Origin of the sequence: Aeromonas cavernicola (assembly GCF_002795305.1) — a bacterium.
GTDB classification, from domain to species: Bacteria; Pseudomonadota; Gammaproteobacteria; order Enterobacterales; family Aeromonadaceae; genus Aeromonas; species Aeromonas cavernicola.
In genome coordinates this window covers 1-16,904 of record NZ_PGGC01000058.1, presented here as the reverse complement: position 1 = coordinate 16,904, position 16,904 = coordinate 1, and the positions used below count along the sequence as shown (strand labels likewise).

Here is a 16,904-nt window from a genome sequence, read left to right as displayed (position 1 = left end):
CGCTTGCCCTTGAGGGCATCGGGCTTGGCAGCCAGAGCCAGATAGGAAGCCGGACGCACCTCGGAGGCCTTGGGCAGTTGCACCCAGGGCTGCATGCGCCACAGATCGCCACGGGTGTCGGCATCGTCGGCGACCACTACATCCAGCACCTCCAGCAGATCGGCCATGGTGCGGGCATAGGGCACCACCACATCCATGGTCGGAGTCAGCGGCCAGTTGCCGCGCACCGAGATGACGCCACGGGACGGGGTGTAAGCGCACAGACCGTTGTTGGAAGCCGGGCCACGGCCGCTCGACCAGGTTTCTTCGGCCAGACCAAAGGCGGAGAAGCTGGCAGCGGTGGCAGTACCGGCACCGTTGGAGGAGCCGGAGGCAAATGGCGCGGTCAGGTAGTCGGCGTTGTAGGGGCTCTCGGCACGGCCATAGACGCCGCGCTGCATGCCACCATTGGCCATTGGCGGCATATTGGTTTTGCCAAGGCAGATGGCACCGGCGGCGCGCAGGCGCTCAACGGTAAAGGCATCGCGCTGGGCCACCAGATCCTTGAAGGCCGGGCTGCCGGAGGCGGCAGTCAGCCCCTTGACCAGATAGCTGTCTTTGGCGGTGTAGGGGATGCCGTCGAGCGGGCTTAGGGTCTCGCCACGGGCGCGGCGCTCATCGGACGCTTGCGCCTCTTTTAGCGCATCGGGATTGGCGACTACCACGGCGTTGAGTTTGGTGGCAGTCTCGGGGCCGTTGTAGGCCTCGATCCGGGCCAGATAGGCCTTGACCAGTTCGACCGCGGTGGTGTGGCCTGCTTCGAGCGCACCGCGCAGCTCGGCAATGGAAACCTCGGTGACATCTACCATTTTTGGGATCATGGGGATCTCCTGTAAAAGGGTGACGGTGTGCGATGGTGGTCGCCGCATTCAGCATCTTCAACCACCACGCCATCAAGCGATAACACCCCACAGCGTGGGGTGTTGAATACCAACCTCAGCTGGCTTGGAACCGGTTCTTATTTGCCGGAGGGGATCTGCTGGGTGATGCAGTGGATATTGCCACCGCCCAGCAGGATCTCGCGGGCCGGCACGCCGATCACGGTGTGCTGCGGGAAGATCTCTGCCAGAATGTGCTGGGCGTCGCCGTCAGTGGCGGCATCCAGCAGCGGATAGACGATGCGATCGTTAGTGATAAGGAAGTTCACGTAGGAACCGGCCAGACGGCCTGCTGCCTCGCGCGGTACACCGCTGCCACTCTCGACACCGGCAGACTCCTCTTCGGTGCAGAACAGCGGGCCCGGCTGGGGCAGCTTCCACACTTTCAGCTGGCGACCCTTGGCATCGACCGCCGCTTCCAGCACCTTGAGGGCGGCCACGGAGCGGGCGTACTGGGGATCGCTCTGGTCATCAGTCCAGTGCAGGGCTACTTCACCCGGCCGCACGAAGCAGCACATGTTGTCGATGTGGCCGTCGGTTTCGTCCATATAGACGCCTTCATCCAGCCAGATAAAGCTCTTCACCCTCAGATAGTCGCGCAGGTGCGCTTCGATCTGCGCTTTGCTCAGGTGCGGGTTGCGGTTTTCATTGAGCAGGCACTCGGCGCTGGTCAGGCAGGTGCCTTCGCCATCGACGTGGATGGAGCCCCCTTCCAGAATCAGCGGCGCGTCGTAACGAGCCATGCCGTGCTGGGCCAGCATCTGGGCAGCCACTTTTTCGTCCTGATCCCAGGGGGAGTAGAGACCCCCCTTGTGGCCGCCCCAGGCGTTGAAACCCCAATCCACCCCACGGCACTCGCCGGCCGCGTTGGTCACAATGGTGGGGCCGGTGTCGCGGGCCCAGCAGTCATCGCTGTCCATTTCGACCAAGGTGACGTGGGCGGGCATGATGGCGCGAGCCTGCGCCATAAACTGGGCTGGCACCCCCATAAAGACCGGGGTGGCTTGCCCAATGGCATCGGCCACCTTGGCAAAGGTGGCTTGCGCGAAGCGACCGGCTACCCGCCAGTTGTCCGGGCGAAACGGCCAGATCATCCAGACGGCCTGCTGGTGTGCCCACTCTGCGGGCATGGTGAAGCCGTCGGCGGCTGGGGTAGAGTTGATCGTCTTGATGCTCATCGCAATATCCTTGCGGGCCTGTGATGGCGATGCACGCCTCACAGGGCCGGTAAGAGGAGAAAATGGGCGCAGCGTGGCCCGTCAGCTTAGGGTTGGGGGTGTTATTTATTGGCGCCCCGCGTAACAACGAGTGTGGCTCCAGTGTAAGAAGTTGCGCCTACATCCATCAAATGAATAAGATGGATTGCCCCATCAATACAGTGAATAAACCCCGTGAAACTGCACCAGCTCGACCTTAATCTGCTGCTCGCCTTTGATGCCCTGATGACCCAAGGCAGCGTCACCCGCGCCGCCGAGGCACTTTTTATCAGTCAGCCCGCCATGAGCCATTCCCTCAACCGGTTGCGCACCTTTTTTGATGACCCGCTGTTGGTGCGCACCCCGCAGGGGATGCTGCCGACCCCGCGCGCCCAGCGGCTGCATCTCGGGGTGCAGCAGGCGCTGCGGCTGCTGGAGCAGCAGCTGAGCGAAGAGGAGGAGTTTGAGCCGAGCCAGTCGAAGCGTCGCTTCGTGCTCTGCACCACCGATTACGTGGAGTGCGTATTGATCCCGCCGCTTATTCAGCGGCTCAGCCGGCTGGCACCGGGGGTCACCATCGAGATCCGGATCCTGCGCGACACCCTGCCCGAAGCCGAGCTGGCGAGCGGCGAGATCGATTTGGTGCTGGGGTTTGACGAGTACATGCAGGTGCCGGGGTATCTGGGCAAGGAGACCTGGCTCACCGAACCGCTGGCCGGGTTGGTACGCGCCGATCTGCCGATTGCTACCTCCGCCCCCGCTGGGGCCGAAGCTGATCCCACCCAATGGCAGGAGCGCATCACCTTGGCGCAGCTGATCGCCATGCCCCATGTGTTCCACTCGCCCCTTGGCACCTCGGAGGCGAGCCTCGACCGTTATCTGAAGGGCTTGGGCTTTAGCCGCACCATCTCGGTCAACAGCCAGAGTTATATGTCCGCCGCCGCCATCGTCAGCCAGAGCGATCACCTGCTGGTGCTGCCAAGCATGGTAGCCGAGCTGCTCGCCACTCACTGGCCGCTAAAGAGCGTGCCGCTACCCGAGGACGTGCCAGATTATCACCTCAACTGCGTCTGGCACCCCGTACATGGGCAGCAGCCCGCCTTGCTGTGGTTAAAAGCGTTGATGAAGGGGCTGGTGGGCTCAAGGTAACATCGTCGTATTTGGCATTCTGCCCTGGGGGGAGCCTGCAGGCTGCGCTACCGATGTGATAGCGCCGGTAGATGGCAGCCTACAGCGGTGCTGAGCTAGTCGCTGGTGATGTCTGCCATGGCCAACTCGCCGCGGGCGATCGCCTGCTTCATCAACAGATAATCTTGCGCATTTCGGTCACGGTAGGCGACGGCAAAATCGGCGATGGCCTGATCGATCACGCCAGATTTGCCCATATAACCAGCGATTTGTGCGGCATCCCCTGATTTGGCATGGGCGAGCGCCAATGCCCAGCCACATAGCCGGCAGTAGTCGACAAAGTGGCGTGGCCGCACCGCGCCGGGCTCAATCTCTAGGCTGCCTTTCATGTCCCGTAACTGGCGCACATAAAAATGGCGCCCTTCCACTTCACACCAACCAAGAAAAATGTCGGGTGAGCCTTGGATTAGGCGCTGACCACGGACGACCCGTTTGCCCTGATTACCCTGATCGAGATTGGAGGGAAAATAGGGAGCCAGCACCGAAGGCTGCGCCTCTTTGACCTGCAAAAACAGCGGATCATCATCGTCGGCGCCGGTCAGCAGAATCACCCAGCAGCGGGTGCCAACACTGCCCACCCCGACCACCTTGCGTACCACGTCCACCAGCCGATAGCGAGAGAGCAGCATTTGCCGCTCCTCGGGCAGGGAGGAGATATAGGCATCTAGCAGCACGCCAAGTACCTCCATCACTGGTCGCCCATCGTCAGTGTGTGTCTCGCGGATCACAAAAGGGTGCAGCTCTCTGATGCGGTGCTGGTTATCAATTAAGTCGGTCATCTTGCCGAGCACCTGTAGGTTATCCCGGCGCCGCGCTTTGGCCATGACCGCATGAACCCGATCGTGGACCTCCGGTGAGAAGGCTTCAAGCACTGAGTGTTGATCTAACCGGTCATACCACACATTCAAAAACCCCTTTTTGCCATATTCCCGCATCCGCAGCCGATAGGATTGGGTCAATAAGCGGGCGGCCTCCCGTTGGCGCTCACTATCGGCACCAATATGAGCCGCGGCGACCACGGCACTGGCCGCAAGCCGCTTGAGATCCCACTCCCAGGCGCCAATATGGGTCTCGTCAAAGTCATTAATGGCGAGCACCAGATTACGCTCCGCACTGGCGTAAAGGCCGATATTGGAGACGTGCATATCACCGCAGGTTTGCACTAACAGGCCGGTGTGCTGTGTTAATGAGAGATCGTGCGCCATGATGGCAGCAGATCCCCGTAAAAAGGCAAACTCAGAGGCTTGCATACGCGCGTGCCTGAGCGGCACCAAGCGCTGAACACGGGTCGCCGCTTGCGTCTGCAAGATGGCAACGGGGTTAAGGCCCGCCCGATCGGCGGGCAAAATAGCATGTTGTTCCCGTGGGTAGAGCTCACGTAGGGCCTTGCCTACGGCAAACCGCTCTTCAATGGAGTGGCGGGGGGTGGTGAAGTGGGTCAGTAACGCTTCAATCCGAGACGTCTTAGCCATAGAGCCTCCTGCTGCGATGTAGACCCTACAAGCATATATCGAACTACGACCGAACAACTGTGACTCAGATAGCTTCTTCGATGGGCCTCATTGAGATATCTGCAAGGAGGCCAAGAGCTGGTCAACGACGGCGGTTAACAAGGCAGGATTACGTCGACATGGGGTCAGGGAAACCAGCCCTAGCACCCCCACCAGCAAGGTGGTGCTTAAGGTGGCAATATTGGCATTGGCGGGGATTTCGCCCACCTTGGCGGCGGCGGTCAGCGCTTGGTGAAAATCTTGCTCCAGCCCATGATAAATGCTCAGCAAGCGCTCACGGAGATCTTCATCTTGATCGAGTTCCATTACGGTGCGGTTAACCAAGCAGGTGGCCGCACTCTGCTCTTCGACAACCTCAAGTAGATAGCGGCGTAAACCGGCTAAGGGAGAGGGACCCGACATCAGAGCAATCCGATGTTGCGTCTTGAGCGTAATATAGTAATCGACAGCAGCCAGTAGCAGACCGCGCTTGCTGCCAAAGGCCGCGTAGATGCTGCCAGGATGTAAACCGGTGGCGGTCACCAGCTCTTGCATCGTCGTTTTGGCATAGCCCTTGGCACGAAACGCCTCCATGGCACGTTGCAACACCTTGTCTCGATCGAACTCGGCAATGCGCATGGCTCCTCCAGTAGGACAACGTTCATCGGTCACGACGTGGGTCATCTCTGCCGCACGCGGCGAGCGGCAGGGGCTGCAAGTTTACCCCAGCCATTGGCGAAGGCCAATATTGTTGAATGAATACTCAAAAAAAGCTTGCACCCTCAACCCAAAAGGTCTTGAATGAACATTCAAGAATAAACCGCTCAGGATCATCAACATGAATATTCTGTTCCAGCCTTACCGCCTTAACGACACCCTGACGCTCGCCAATCGGGTGATGATGGCTCCGCTCACACGCTGCATGGCAGGGCCCGGCTTGGTGCCAACCGAGCAGATGGCGGCTTATTACGCCCGCCGTGCCGATGTTGGATTGATTGTCTCCGAAGCCACCATTATTCGCCCTGATGCTCAGGGCTACCCGAATACCCCAGGTCTGTTCAGCCAAGGGCAAATAGAGGGCTGGCAACAGGTCACCCGAGCCGTTCATGCCAACGGCGGGAAAATCTTTGCCCAGCTGTGGCACGTTGGCCGCCTCTCTCACCCTTTCTTCCATCAAGGTGAGGTGTTGGCGCCTTCCGCAGTCGCTCACCAAGGGAGCGTGCCCCGTATGCGTGAGTTGACCTATCAGGTGCCACGGGCGTTGACGCCAGACGAGATTGAGCAGCTGGTCCGTGACTATGGCAAGGCAGCCGAAAACGCGATGGAGGCCGGATTTGACGGGGTTGAGATTCACGGGGCTAACGGCTATCTCATCGACCAATTTCTGCATTACTCGACCAACCTGCGTACCGACGAATACGGTGATAGTCCACAGAACATGAGCCGCTTTGCCTTAGCGGTGGTGGATGCCATCAGGGCGCGAATTGGTGCCGATCGGGTGGCGATACGCCTATCGCCAGGTGCTTATGTGCATTTGGCGGCAGACCCGCGAGATCGCGAGGTGTTTGACTATCTGCTAGCGCAGCTCAATCAGCGGGCACTGGCGTATGTTCATCTTGGGATATTCGATGACAAGCTCACCTTCGACTACCTCGGTGGTCACGCCTCTGACTATCTGCGTGCCCATTATCAGGGCAACTTGGTGGGGGTGGGTAACTACAGCCCCGCGCGGGCAGCAGAGGCCATTACTGCCAACCGCTTCGATTTGGTCGCAATTGGGCGGCCGCTTATCGCCAATCCTGATTATCTCGATAAAGTAAAACGGGGTGAGGAGCTGGTGCCGTATGCAGAAACAATGCTGACTTCCTTGGTGTAAATGGCGCGAGGCCAGCATGGCATGAAGTGGTTCACGGGAGCCGCATGTCACGGTCACTGGCAAATGTCTATGAAGGTAATAAACACAAGGGGAGCATCTGCTCCCCTTGTTACCCTCAGCATGAGCCAAGCGGTCAATCTGTTATGTGATGCTGATTAAGCAGTACGGAATAAGGCCTCAATCGACAGTCCCTGACTGAGCAGAACCTCCCGCAAGCGGCGTAGCCCTTCCACTTGGATCTGGCGTACTCGCTCTCGGGTTAAACCAATCTCCTCGCCTACATCTTCGAGGGTGGCCGGTTCATACCCCAACAACCCGAAGCGGCGGGCCAATACTTCACGCTGCTTGGGGTTTAGCTCTTCCAGCCAGTGTACGATGCTAGCCCGCATGTCATCTTCTTGAGACTCCAGTTCAGGCCCCATGCCTTGCTCATCAGAGAGGACATCCAGCAGGACTTTTTCTTTATCGCCACCGATCGGGGTGTCGACAGAGGTGATCTTCTCGTTGAGCTTGAGCATCCGATTCACATCCTCAACTGACCGATCCAGCGCGTGAGCGATATCTTCTGCAGTGGGTTCATGGTCGAGACGATGGGACAGTTCACGAGCAGTGCGTAGATAAACGTTCAGCTCTTTAACTACATGGATGGGCAAGCGAATAGTACGAGTTTGATTCATGATCGCCCGCTCTATGGTCTGACGAATCCACCAAGTGGCATAGGTAGAAAAGCGGAAACCCCGCTCAGGATCGAATTTTTCGACTGCACGGATCAGCCCGAGATTACCCTCTTCGATCAGATCGAGCAGCACCAAGCCACGGTTGTTATAGCGGCGAGCGATTTTGACGACTAGCCGCAAGTTGGATTCGATCATGCGCTTACGAGCGGCTTTATCCCCGCGCAAGGCCCGACGAGCGTAATAGACTTCCTCTTCGGCGGTGAGCAGGGGAGAGAAGCCGATCTCCCCGAGATAGATCTGAGTGGCATCCATCACTTTGCTCAGCTCAGGCGCCGCTAACTCATCGGCGCTGGCCTCCTCGGCATCGGCCACGACGTCTGCTTGGCCCTCTGCCTCTTCCTCCTCGTGTGCCTCAACTTCAGCATCAAACTCTAATTCGGCATCTTGCATAACCAGTTGTTCTTGGCTCATGGTGTGTCTCCCTGACGTAACCAGAGTAAGACCGTCTCTCTGGGATTAGCGCTTTGGTAAATAGTTCATTGGATTGATCGATTTACCTCTATACCGGATCTCAAAATGTAATCTTACGTCCGGTGCGTCCGTGCTACCCATGCTAGCAATAACTGATCCACCTTTTACATTGTCCCCTTCCCGCACCCGCAACTCATCGTTGTGAGCGTAAGCAGAAAGGTAGTCATCATCATGTTTAAGGATGATCAGCTTGCCGTAACCTCGTAGTGCACTACCGGCATAGACGACACTGCCGCTACTCGCGGCGTAGATGGGTTGCCCCTTCTTGCCTGCTATGTCGATCCCTTTGTTTCCCTGCTCCGCAACGGAGAAACCCTCAACAATCCGGCCCTGTGCAGGCCAGTGCCAAGTGGGTTGTGACTGAGATTTGGTTATTTTTTGTTTAGCGCTGCCAGAATATTCTTTCGTTATTGACTGTTCAATCGGTTTTTGAGCAATGAAGGGCGTGGCCTGATTTGAGGTCGTGGCAATACTGACTGGGCGTGTCACTGGCACGGGGCGCGTTGCCTCCCCCGACGATGCTGCTGAACGACTGGCTGATTGCACATTCAGTACCTGGCCAGCTTGTAGCGCATAGGGGGCGCTGAGACTGTTGTGCTGAGCAAGGGCTTGTGGCGTCATGCCGAATTGGCGACCGATGCTACTTAAGGTGTCACCACGACGCACTTGATAGGTGGCTGCGCTACGGCTGCTAGCAAGGCCGGTACTGGCGCCGTCGAGCCGCAACTGCTGGCCCGGATAAATATGGTAGGGAGGACTAATGCTGTTGAGGCTGGCTAACGAAGGGACATCGTTGCCGGAGTTAAACGCGATGGAGTAGAGGGTATCTCCGCGTTTTACCGTGTAAGTCTTGCCCCCAATGGCATTGCTAGATTGCCCCATTTGGCGAGCTGGAATCGTTGAGACAAACGGCTCATTGCCGACACCATCAACCGGGGCTGCGGTCTTGCTAGACGAGCAAGCAACCAGCAACCATGACAACACAACGACACTGCTTCCTTGCCAAGTGAGCGAACGCATAGGGGATCCTTAACGACTAAACCAGAAATAGGCCGCAATAGCCAAACCAACGCAAATCCAACCAAGCACATCCACATAGTGCATCAGCTTGCGTTCCATGGGTTCTCCTCCCCAGCGCATTAGGCCTGCGACCAAGAAGAAGCGCAGCCCACGGCCAATGAGGGACGTGATAATGAACGGCAGCAGCGCCATTTGCAGTAATCCCGCCGTCACGGTGAACACCTTGTAGGGAATAGGGGTGAAACTGGCAATAAAAATGACCCAGATCCCCCACTGCTTAAACCATTGTTCAGCAACAATAATTTTCTCTTCATAACCCACTGAGGCAATGAAAGGCTGGACCACAGGGTCCCACAGCGCGTAGCCGAGGGCATAACCAAACAGTGCTCCCAACACCGAGAAGAGGGTGGCGAGCGCGGCAAAAAACCACGCCTTGTGGGGCTTGGCGAGGGCCATGGGAGCCAGCATCACGTCCACAGGAATTGGCCAAAATACCGATTCGATAAACGCGGTGATGGAAAGATACCAGGGGGCATATTGGTGGCGTGCCCACTGCATCACCAGCCCATACAAACGGGAAAACAAGGTCACTCAACATCTCCATCTATCAAAGGGACAAAACGGACGGGTTCTAGCGTCTGGCTGGTTAATTGGGAGCCAGATCGCTGGATCAGTTGCAGGGTCTGCTGGCTATCGCCGACGGGCAGCACTAGGCGGCCGCCATCAGCCAGTTGATCGGTCAGCGCGGTAGGAATTTCACGGGCGGCAGCCGTGACTAAGATAGCGTCAAAGGGGCCCTTGTTAGGCCAGCCGAGCCAGCCATTGCCATGCTTGGCTGAGACATTGTGCAGGTCCAGCTGACGCAGCCTGCGCCGGGCGTGGAACTGCAGCGATTTAATCCGCTCCACGGTATACACATGATCCACCAGATGGGCGAGGATCGCCGTCTGGTAGCCGGAGCCTGTGCCAATCTCCAACACGTGAGCCGGATTATGCTGCATCAGCAGCTCGGTCATTCGCGCCACCATATAAGGCTGTGAAATGGTCTGGCCGTGGCCAATGGGCAGGGCGGTGTTATCCCATGCCTTGTGGGCCATGGCCTCGTCCACGAACAGCTGACGTGGCACTTTGGCGATCGCCGCCAGCACGCGGAAATCGGCAATATCCTGCGCAATGAGCTGATTTAACAGACGATCTACTATCACACGCTTATCCCTGCTGTGCTAACCATGCCGTCAGACCAGCCAGACTGTTATAGGCTGTCATATCAATGGTTAACGGCGTAATTGAGACATAGCCTTGGGCGATGGCAGCAAAGTCAGTGCCCTCTGTGGCATCCTGTTGCGCCCCTGGGGGACCAATCCAATAGAGGGGGTGACCCCGAGGATCATCACTGCAGATGACCGATTCTGCGCGGTGGCGATGGCCAAGCCGAGTGACCTTGATCCCTCGGATCTCGGTAAGGGGCAAATCAGGCACGTTGACGTTAAGAATTTGATCGGCAGGCAGGGGATGGGAGATCAAACCCTGTACTAACTGCACTGCAAAATGCGCGGCCGTTGCAAAATGAGTCTCACCCACTAGCGAAATGGCAATGGAGGGGTAGCCAAGATGGCGCCCCTCCGTGGCGGCTGCCACCGTGCCGGAATAGATAACATCATCCCCCAAATTAGCGCCGTGGTTGATCCCTGCCACCACCATGTCCGGTTCGGGGCGGACCAGTTCATTGATTGCCAAATGAACACAGTCGGCCGGGGTTCCATGCACCGCATAGCTTTCGCTGCCAGCAAACTCGCCATGGTGCAGAGGCGTGGCGCGCAGTGGCACGTCCAAGGTGAGGGAGTGGCTAGCGCCGCTGCGGTTGCGGTCAGGCGCCACCACGATAATGTCGCCGCAGGCGCGCAGCGCGTCACTCAGGGCGTGAATCCCCGCAGCGTGGATCCCATCGTCATTACTGACCAGAATGCGCATCGGGCTGACTCCTGACACTATGATCGGCCTCGTCGGCCAGCAGTAATTCACGCACCACGCTGGTGGCAAAGGCACCCGCCGGTAGGAAGAAGGAGAGGGTCAGTACCTCGTCATCCAGTTGCCAGCTCATCTGCTCTGGCTTGAGCAGCAGCGGCCGGCGATCCTGATCCAGCCCCGCCTTTTCCAGCCCATCACACCACTCGCGATAAGGAACCAGCACCGCCTGCTCGAACTCGGCAGCGGCGCCTTGGCTGGCCAGCCGACCACGGCCCCACTGGGGCGCAGTCAGTTGTACATCACCAGAGGCAAGGCGTGCTTCCAGCTCGGGAGTGATGCTCGCTTCACTGAAGATGGAGTGGCTGCCCTTGAGCATCACACAATCACCGGCTAGCAGCTGATGGGCCAGCCCCTGTTCGATGCGGGCACTGACGATGGCGTTAAACAACATGCTGCGGGCGGCAGAGAGGTAGAGGGAGCGCTTGTTGCGATCCTTGATCCGCTTGCCGGCGAACATCGCCTTGGCCGCCTCCAGATTGTTGCCATCGCGGCCAAAGCGTTGCTCACCATAGTAATTGGGCACGCCCTGCGCGGCGACCGCTTGCAGGCGCGCGGCCAGTCCGTCGGCCTGTTCCAGACCGGTTAGGCGCAGGGTGAAGTGGTTGCCCTTGAGGTAGCCGACCCGCAGCTTCTTGTTATGGCGCTTTACCTGCAGGATCTGGATGCTGTCGCTCTCGATCACCGAGAGGTCGGGCTCGCTCTTGCCCGGCAGATGAATGCCGAACCACTGCTCGGTCACCGCGTGGCGATCTTTCAGGCCCGCCCAGGTCACCGCATTGCGATTGACTCCGGCGGCATCGGCCAGCAGGCCGGCGACCCAGGCGGTGTTCTCGCCGGTTTTGCGCACCCGGACGAAAATGTGCTCCCCTTCGCCACAGGGTGCAAAGCCAAGATCTTCATTGACCACGAAGTCGGCGGCCTCGGCCTTAAGAATACCGCGAGCAGTAGGCGCGCCGTGCAGGTAAGTCAGTTGTTCCAGCATTATTGTTTCACCAGTAAGACGACGGCTTCGGTAGCGATCCCTTCCCTGCGCCCGGTAAACCCGAGCTGTTCGGTAGTGGTCGCCTTGACGTTGACCCGCTGCAAATCACATTGCAGATCGGTGGCCAGCACGGCGCACATGGCGGCGATATGGGGCGCCATTTTGGGGGCCTGGGCGATGATGGTCACATCCAAGTTGCCGATGGCATACCCCGCCTGTTGAACGCGGGCAAAGACATCGCGCAACAGAATGCGGCTGTCGATCCCCTTAAATTGGGCGGCAGTATCAGGAAAATGGCGACCGATGTCCCCGGCGCCAATGGCGCCCAGCAGGGCATCGCTGACCGCGTGCAGCACCACATCGCCATCGGAGTGGGCGATCAGTCCCTGCTCGTAGGGAACCGGCACCCCCCCCAGCATACAGGGGCCAACCCCGCCAAATTTGTGTACATCAAAACCATGGCCAATTCGCATCATGCTGTGTCTTCTCTCTGTCTATTGGGCCTATTTCGGTCAAATGAGGGGGGTTCAACACCCTATCTCCTCTGGATCAGGCTCACTCTTTGGTTGCAGGGGGCGCTTATGCTTGCTGATGTAAAAACAGGGCCGCCAGAGCCAGATCCTCCGGCCGAGTCACCTTGATATTGTCGGCCCGCCCTTCCACCATCTGGACCGCAAACCCCGCCCGTTCCATGGCGGAGGCTTCATCGGTGAGGGTGGCTCCCTGCGCCAATCCCTGTTCCAGCGCCTGTTTTAGCGGGGTAGTGGGGAACATCTGCGGCGTTAGGGCATGCCAGAGTTGCGCGCGCTCGACGGTGGCAACAATATTGCCCGCCCCATCGGTGCGCTTCATGGTGTCACGCACTCGGCTACCGAGAATGGCGCCCCCGCAGGGTATGGCTGCGGCAATCAGCGCATCGAGATCGCGGTGCGTCAAGCAGGGGCGGGCGGCATCGTGCACCAGCACCCATTCCCCTTGTACCACATCCAAGGCATTGAGGACCGAAAACGCCCGCTCGGCGCCGCCATCAACCCGCAGGATACGCGGATCAACGGCAATAGCGAGGGTATCGAACCACTGATCGTTGGGCGCCAAGGCCACCACCACATGGTCAATGGCGGGGTGGGAGAGCAGGCGCGCCAAGGTGTGTTCTAAAATGGTTTTCCCCGCCAGCTGCAAATACTGCTTGGGGCACTCGGCGCCCATTCGGCTACCGATACCGGCGGCTGGGACGATGGCTGTCAGGCCCTGTAAGTTGGCTTCAATCATCGTAGGGTGCATCGTCTGGTGCAGTCTCTTTGTCTTTCTCTTTGGGGATGATCCGATAGAAGGTTTCGCCCTGCTTGATGTAACCCAGATCGTTGCGCGACAACTCTTCGATGGCCTCCAAACCGGAGGTGAGGTCATCGATCTCACGGTAAATGAGATCATTACGATCCTTGAGCGTCTGGTTATCTTGCTGTTGCTGGGAAATGGCCTCCGACAGGTTCTGGTAATCGGATAGCCCATTTTTCCCTAGCCAGAGGTCATATTGCAGTCCTCCCAGCAGGAGGATCAGGATCAGGGTAAATAGCCGCATGCACGAGGTCTCCTTCAAGCGGCCTAGTGTCCCATATTCGTTGCCAAGACAAAAGAAAGCCAATGCGCTGAAACAAGGAACGGCGATAAAAAGCCTGGCCCATGAATCCAAGAGCGGCAGGCCCCAGCCAGCCATGTTAAATCGCGATAGTTTGGCGAGGGCCTAAATGAGGGCAGTGCAGTTAGCGGCGAGGAGACTGACGAGGGCCCCGCCGTGTGGCGGGGACCGATGCAACAGCTTAGCTATGTGCGGGGCGCGGCGAATGCTTGCTCCGCTTGGGCGAAGCGCGTCAGCATCGCAGGGCTGGGCGGTGGGCTTGCTTTACTGCCAAGCACGATAGCCAAGGTAGCAAACAAGAAGCCTGGGATAATTTCATATAATCCCAGCCAGCCGAAGTGCTTCCAGACGATCACGGTGATGGCGCCCACTAACATGCCGGCCAGCGCGCCGTTGCGGGTCATGCGTGGCCACAAGACTGAGAGCAGCACTACCGGACCAAAGGCGGCACCAAAACCAGCCCACGCGTAGCTGACTAATCCCAGCACCCGGTTTTCTGGATTCATGGCGACCACAATGGCGATCAGGGCAATCGCCAGTACCATCAGACGGCCCACCCACACCAGCTCACGCTGGGAGGCATTCTTACGCAGGAAAGGCTTGTAGAGATCCTCGGTGATGGCGCTGGAGCAGACTAGCAGCTGGCAACTTAGGGTACTCATCACTGCCGCCAGAATGGCGGAGAGCAGGACACCGGCGATCCAAGGGTTAAACAGCAGCTTGGAGAGTTCGATAAAGACCCGCTCAGGATTCTGGGTAACGCCCAATGCTTGCTCGGGGAAACGGGCAAAGTAGGCCAAGCCAAAGAAGCCGATGGCGACCGCCCCACCGAGGCAGAACACCATCCACGTCATGCTGATGCGACGGGCATTTGCCATGGAGTGGTGGGAGTCCGCGGCCATGAAGCGAGCCAGAATGTGGGGTTGACCAAAATAGCCCAAGCCCCACGCCATCAGCGAGACAATGGCGATCAGATCCAGATTCTTGAACATGTCGAGGTTGCTGGCGTTCTTGGCAGCCACTTCGATCATGGCGCTGTCGACCCCACCCACGGCGATGATGACGAAGACCGGGGTCAGGATCAGGGCGAAGATCATCAGGGTTGCCTGTACCGTGTCGGTCCAACTCACCGCGAGGAAACCACCAAAGAAGGTGTAGGTGATGGTGGCAGCCGCTCCAACCCACAAGGCGGTGCTGTAATCCATGCCAAAGGTGCTTTCAAACAGGCGAGCTCCCGCTACCACGCCAGAGGCGCAATAGATGGTAAAAAACAGCAAGATCACCAAGGCCGACAGAATGCGCAGTACCTTGCTGTGATCCTCAAAGCGATAAGTGAAGTAGTCCGGCAGGGTGAGGGCGTTACGGTTCTGTTCGGTATGGATCCGCAGGCGCCCTGCCACCCAGCGCCAGTTGAAGTAAGCACCGATGACCAAGCCAATCGCAATCCAGCTTTCGGAAATGCCGCCAATAAACACGGCACCCGGTAACCCCATTAACAACCAGCCACTCATGTCGGAGGCGCCAGCGGAGAGGGCGGTGACCCAGCTTCCCATGCGGCGCCCGCCGAGAATGTAGTCATCGAAGTTGCGGGTGGCGCGATAGGCAACAAACCCTATCAGCACCATGCCGAGGATATACACCAAAAAGGTGATTAACATGGGAGTACTAGCGGTCATTCAAAACTCCATCTTATGTGGCGTAGTGGCCCGTTCTGCTGACGAGCTCTTGCTAAAAAAACGCCCTAGCTTAATCAGCAGATCCCATGAGCTCAATCACTTTCAACAAATAAAAAACACAATAAAAACCTTTGCGTATCAATTGATCATGCTAAAAGCCTGCACTGACTCCCCGATTTTATCTCGCAGGCAGCGAGTGGGATGAGCACCACGCTGGCACCCGCCGTGACGCTGTTTAGCCCGAGCGACAAGGGGAGGCCAGTCAGCCGGTGGCAGACCCACTATCACCCCTTGCCTCCACCGCTGCCATGACGCTTGCTCGCTGACGCTATGCCGTGACAGGCCTGTTCCTCTGTTTCCCCCTCTGCACAGCCCTACTGTGCCAGCACTATGGGGGAGCCAATCTTGCCATCGCCATGCTGTTTGCTTTTTGTTAATTATTTGTTTACGTTGGCTCATGACAGTAAATGTATATACAAATGTGCCGCGCAAAATATCGGCCCTCAGTGTGTCAGGAGAAACAATGGAATCTGTAGATCGGCTCCCTCCACCGGGAATACACGCACGACTCAAGCTCAGCATTGGCAGCCTACTGGGTATCTTGATTTTCTTTATGCCGTTCGAATGGTCAGGTAAAAACACGATTTTGGTTGATCATCTTGCCAGCGCGCTGATCGCCCAGCGGCCATTGGCCTTGGGATTAGTACTGGCACTGATCGGATACGGTGCCCTGTCGCCGCTGGTGACGGGACAGTGGCGCCGCCGCTTACTCGATCGCATCTTGAGTCTGCTCAAACTGGCGGGGTTAGGGTTGGCGTTGATGTATGTGGCGGATCTAGGGCCCGCGTGGCTGATGACGCCCGATCGGCTGCCGTTTCTGTTTGATAAGTTAGCGCTGTCGGTGGGGGTCATTGTGCCGATTGGTTCAATGGCGCTGACCTTTTGCTGGGGTTTGGCCTATTGGAGTTTATCGGCATTCTGATGCAGCCGATCATGCGCCCGCTCTGGCGTACGCCGGGTCACTCGGCGATTGATGCGGTGGCCTCCTTTGTGGGCAGTTATTCCGTTGGATTGATCATCACCAACCGGGTGTTTTTATCAGGCAAATACACCGTGCGTGAGGCCGTGATTGCGGCGACAGGCTTTTCTACCGTCTCTGCTGCATTCATGATAATTGTTGCCAAAACCTTGAATCTAATGACCTTCTGGAACTTTTATTTTTGGTCAACCCTAGTTATCACCTTCGCTATCACCAGCCGTGCTGGCGCGGGTGCCGCCGATCAGTGGGATGGCGCACCAAGGAAATACCGACCAGCCATTACCCGTGGGAATGAGCCGCTGGCAAGCGGCAGTGGCGACGAGATTACGCCAAGCCGGTAATCCCCCCGAAAAACTGGGGTGCTCATAAGTAGAATTTTCTCGTATCTTGCACGCAGGAGGTTCTACATGAAAACATCACGCTTTAGCGATGCCCAAATCATCTCCATCCTCAAACAGGCCGAATCTGGCTCACCCGTCCCTGAGCTCTGCCGTGAGCATGGCATCAGCTCCGCCACCTTCTACAAGTGGCGTTCCAAATTCGGTGGCATGGATGCTTCTCTGATGGCACGCCTCAAAGAGCTGGTGGAGGAAAATCGTCGCCTCAAGAAAATGTATGCCGAGGAGCGCCTCAAGGCAGAGATCATCG

Annotated in this window: 17 protein-coding genes and 1 pseudogene; 4 read left to right on the top strand and 14 right to left on the bottom strand. The window is 58.0% G+C overall.

The features are described 5' to 3' along the window. Both CUC53_RS06360 and aguA read right to left on the bottom strand, forming a co-directional pair. The coding region (locus CUC53_RS06360; RefSeq protein ID WP_157798209.1) for an amidase at positions 1-848 on the bottom strand (848 nt) is incomplete at its 3' end. 149 nt (positions 849-997) lie between these two features. Beyond that, entirely contained in the window at positions 998-2,095 is a 1,098-nt protein-coding gene (gene aguA, locus CUC53_RS06355; protein ID WP_100293378.1) for an agmatine deiminase, read from the bottom strand. Positions 2,096-2,308: 213 nt separating this feature from the next. On the opposite strand from aguA, the gene CUC53_RS06350 reads away from it, so the two are divergent. Beyond that, the gene (locus CUC53_RS06350; protein ID WP_100293377.1) at positions 2,309-3,262 is read left to right on the top strand and encodes a LysR family transcriptional regulator; all 954 of its coding nucleotides are present in this window, start codon (positions 2,309-2,311) and stop codon (positions 3,260-3,262) included. Between the two features lie 95 nt (positions 3,263-3,357). Here the strand turns inward: CUC53_RS06350 and CUC53_RS06345 are convergent, their stop codons facing one another. Beyond that, the gene (locus CUC53_RS06345) at positions 3,358-4,773 is read right to left on the bottom strand and encodes a DUF2252 domain-containing protein (RefSeq protein ID WP_100293376.1); all 1,416 of its coding nucleotides are present in this window, start codon (positions 4,771-4,773) and stop codon (positions 3,358-3,360) included. 87 nt (positions 4,774-4,860) lie between these two features. After that, positions 4,861-5,430, bottom strand: a complete 570-nt coding sequence (locus CUC53_RS06340) for a TetR/AcrR family transcriptional regulator (RefSeq protein ID WP_100293375.1) — start codon at positions 5,428-5,430, stop codon at positions 4,861-4,863. Between the two features lie 199 nt (positions 5,431-5,629). Between CUC53_RS06340 and CUC53_RS06335 the strand changes: the two genes are divergently transcribed. Next, positions 5,630-6,667 (top strand): alkene reductase, encoded by a 1,038-nt coding sequence (locus tag CUC53_RS06335; RefSeq protein ID WP_100293374.1) that lies wholly within the window; start codon positions 5,630-5,632, stop codon positions 6,665-6,667. A 155-nt stretch (positions 6,668-6,822) separates the two neighbouring features. Here CUC53_RS06335 and rpoS read toward each other — a convergent pair whose 3' ends face one another. From rpoS to putP, 10 genes are all read right to left on the bottom strand, one after another. Beyond that, on the bottom strand, positions 6,823-7,815 hold the full coding sequence (gene rpoS, locus CUC53_RS06330) for an RNA polymerase sigma factor RpoS (RefSeq protein WP_100293373.1): 993 nt from the start codon (positions 7,813-7,815) through the stop codon (positions 6,823-6,825). 45 nt (positions 7,816-7,860) lie between these two features. Beyond that, positions 7,861-8,895, bottom strand: coding sequence for a peptidoglycan DD-metalloendopeptidase family protein (locus CUC53_RS06325; RefSeq protein ID WP_100293372.1), 1,035 nt, complete (start codon positions 8,893-8,895; stop codon positions 7,861-7,863). A 9-nt stretch (positions 8,896-8,904) separates the two neighbouring features. Beyond that, positions 8,905-9,486 carry a YqaA family protein gene (locus tag CUC53_RS06320; RefSeq protein ID WP_167386703.1) on the bottom strand — a complete coding sequence of 194 codons (582 nt, stop codon included), beginning with the start codon at positions 9,484-9,486 and terminating at the stop codon, positions 8,905-8,907. Beyond that, a complete protein-coding gene (locus tag CUC53_RS06315) occupies positions 9,483-10,100 on the bottom strand; it encodes a protein-L-isoaspartate(D-aspartate) O-methyltransferase (RefSeq protein ID WP_100293371.1) in 618 nt (205 codons plus the stop codon). Before CUC53_RS06315 ends, CUC53_RS06320 begins: the two co-directional genes overlap by 4 nt. Before the next feature lie 4 nt (positions 10,101-10,104). Next, on the bottom strand, positions 10,105-10,866 hold the full coding sequence (gene surE, locus CUC53_RS06310) for a 5'/3'-nucleotidase SurE (RefSeq protein WP_100293370.1): 762 nt from the start codon (positions 10,864-10,866) through the stop codon (positions 10,105-10,107). Further along, the gene (gene truD / locus CUC53_RS06305) at positions 10,847-11,905 is read right to left on the bottom strand and encodes a tRNA pseudouridine(13) synthase TruD (RefSeq protein ID WP_100293369.1); all 1,059 of its coding nucleotides are present in this window, start codon (positions 11,903-11,905) and stop codon (positions 10,847-10,849) included. Before truD ends, surE begins: the two co-directional genes overlap by 20 nt. Then, positions 11,905-12,381 (bottom strand): 2-C-methyl-D-erythritol 2,4-cyclodiphosphate synthase, encoded by a 477-nt coding sequence (ispF, locus tag CUC53_RS06300; protein WP_100293368.1) that lies wholly within the window; start codon positions 12,379-12,381, stop codon positions 11,905-11,907. The genes truD and ispF overlap by 1 nt, the downstream gene beginning before the upstream one ends. Positions 12,382-12,484: 103 nt before the next feature. Beyond that, complete coding sequence (gene ispD / locus CUC53_RS06295) at positions 12,485-13,174, bottom strand: 2-C-methyl-D-erythritol 4-phosphate cytidylyltransferase (protein ID WP_100293367.1); 690 nt, start codon at positions 13,172-13,174, stop codon at positions 12,485-12,487. Further along, positions 13,167-13,484, bottom strand: coding sequence for a cell division protein FtsB (gene ftsB, locus CUC53_RS06290; RefSeq protein WP_100293366.1), 318 nt, complete (start codon positions 13,482-13,484; stop codon positions 13,167-13,169). The genes ispD and ftsB overlap by 8 nt, the downstream gene beginning before the upstream one ends. Positions 13,485-13,726: 242 nt before the next feature. Further along, the gene (putP, locus tag CUC53_RS06285) at positions 13,727-15,217 is read right to left on the bottom strand and encodes a sodium/proline symporter PutP (protein ID WP_100293365.1); all 1,491 of its coding nucleotides are present in this window, start codon (positions 15,215-15,217) and stop codon (positions 13,727-13,729) included. Positions 15,218-15,740: 523 nt separating this feature from the next. On the opposite strand from putP, the pseudogene CUC53_RS19485 reads away from it, so the two are divergent. Together CUC53_RS19485 and CUC53_RS06275 are read left to right on the top strand one after the other, a co-directional pair. Then, positions 15,741-16,592, top strand: a pseudogene (locus tag CUC53_RS19485) (YjiH family protein); the annotation flags it as partial. Between the two features lie 71 nt (positions 16,593-16,663). Continuing rightward, positions 16,664-16,904 (top strand): transposase (locus tag CUC53_RS06275; protein WP_157798208.1); only part of this gene is annotated, 241 nt, incomplete at its 3' end.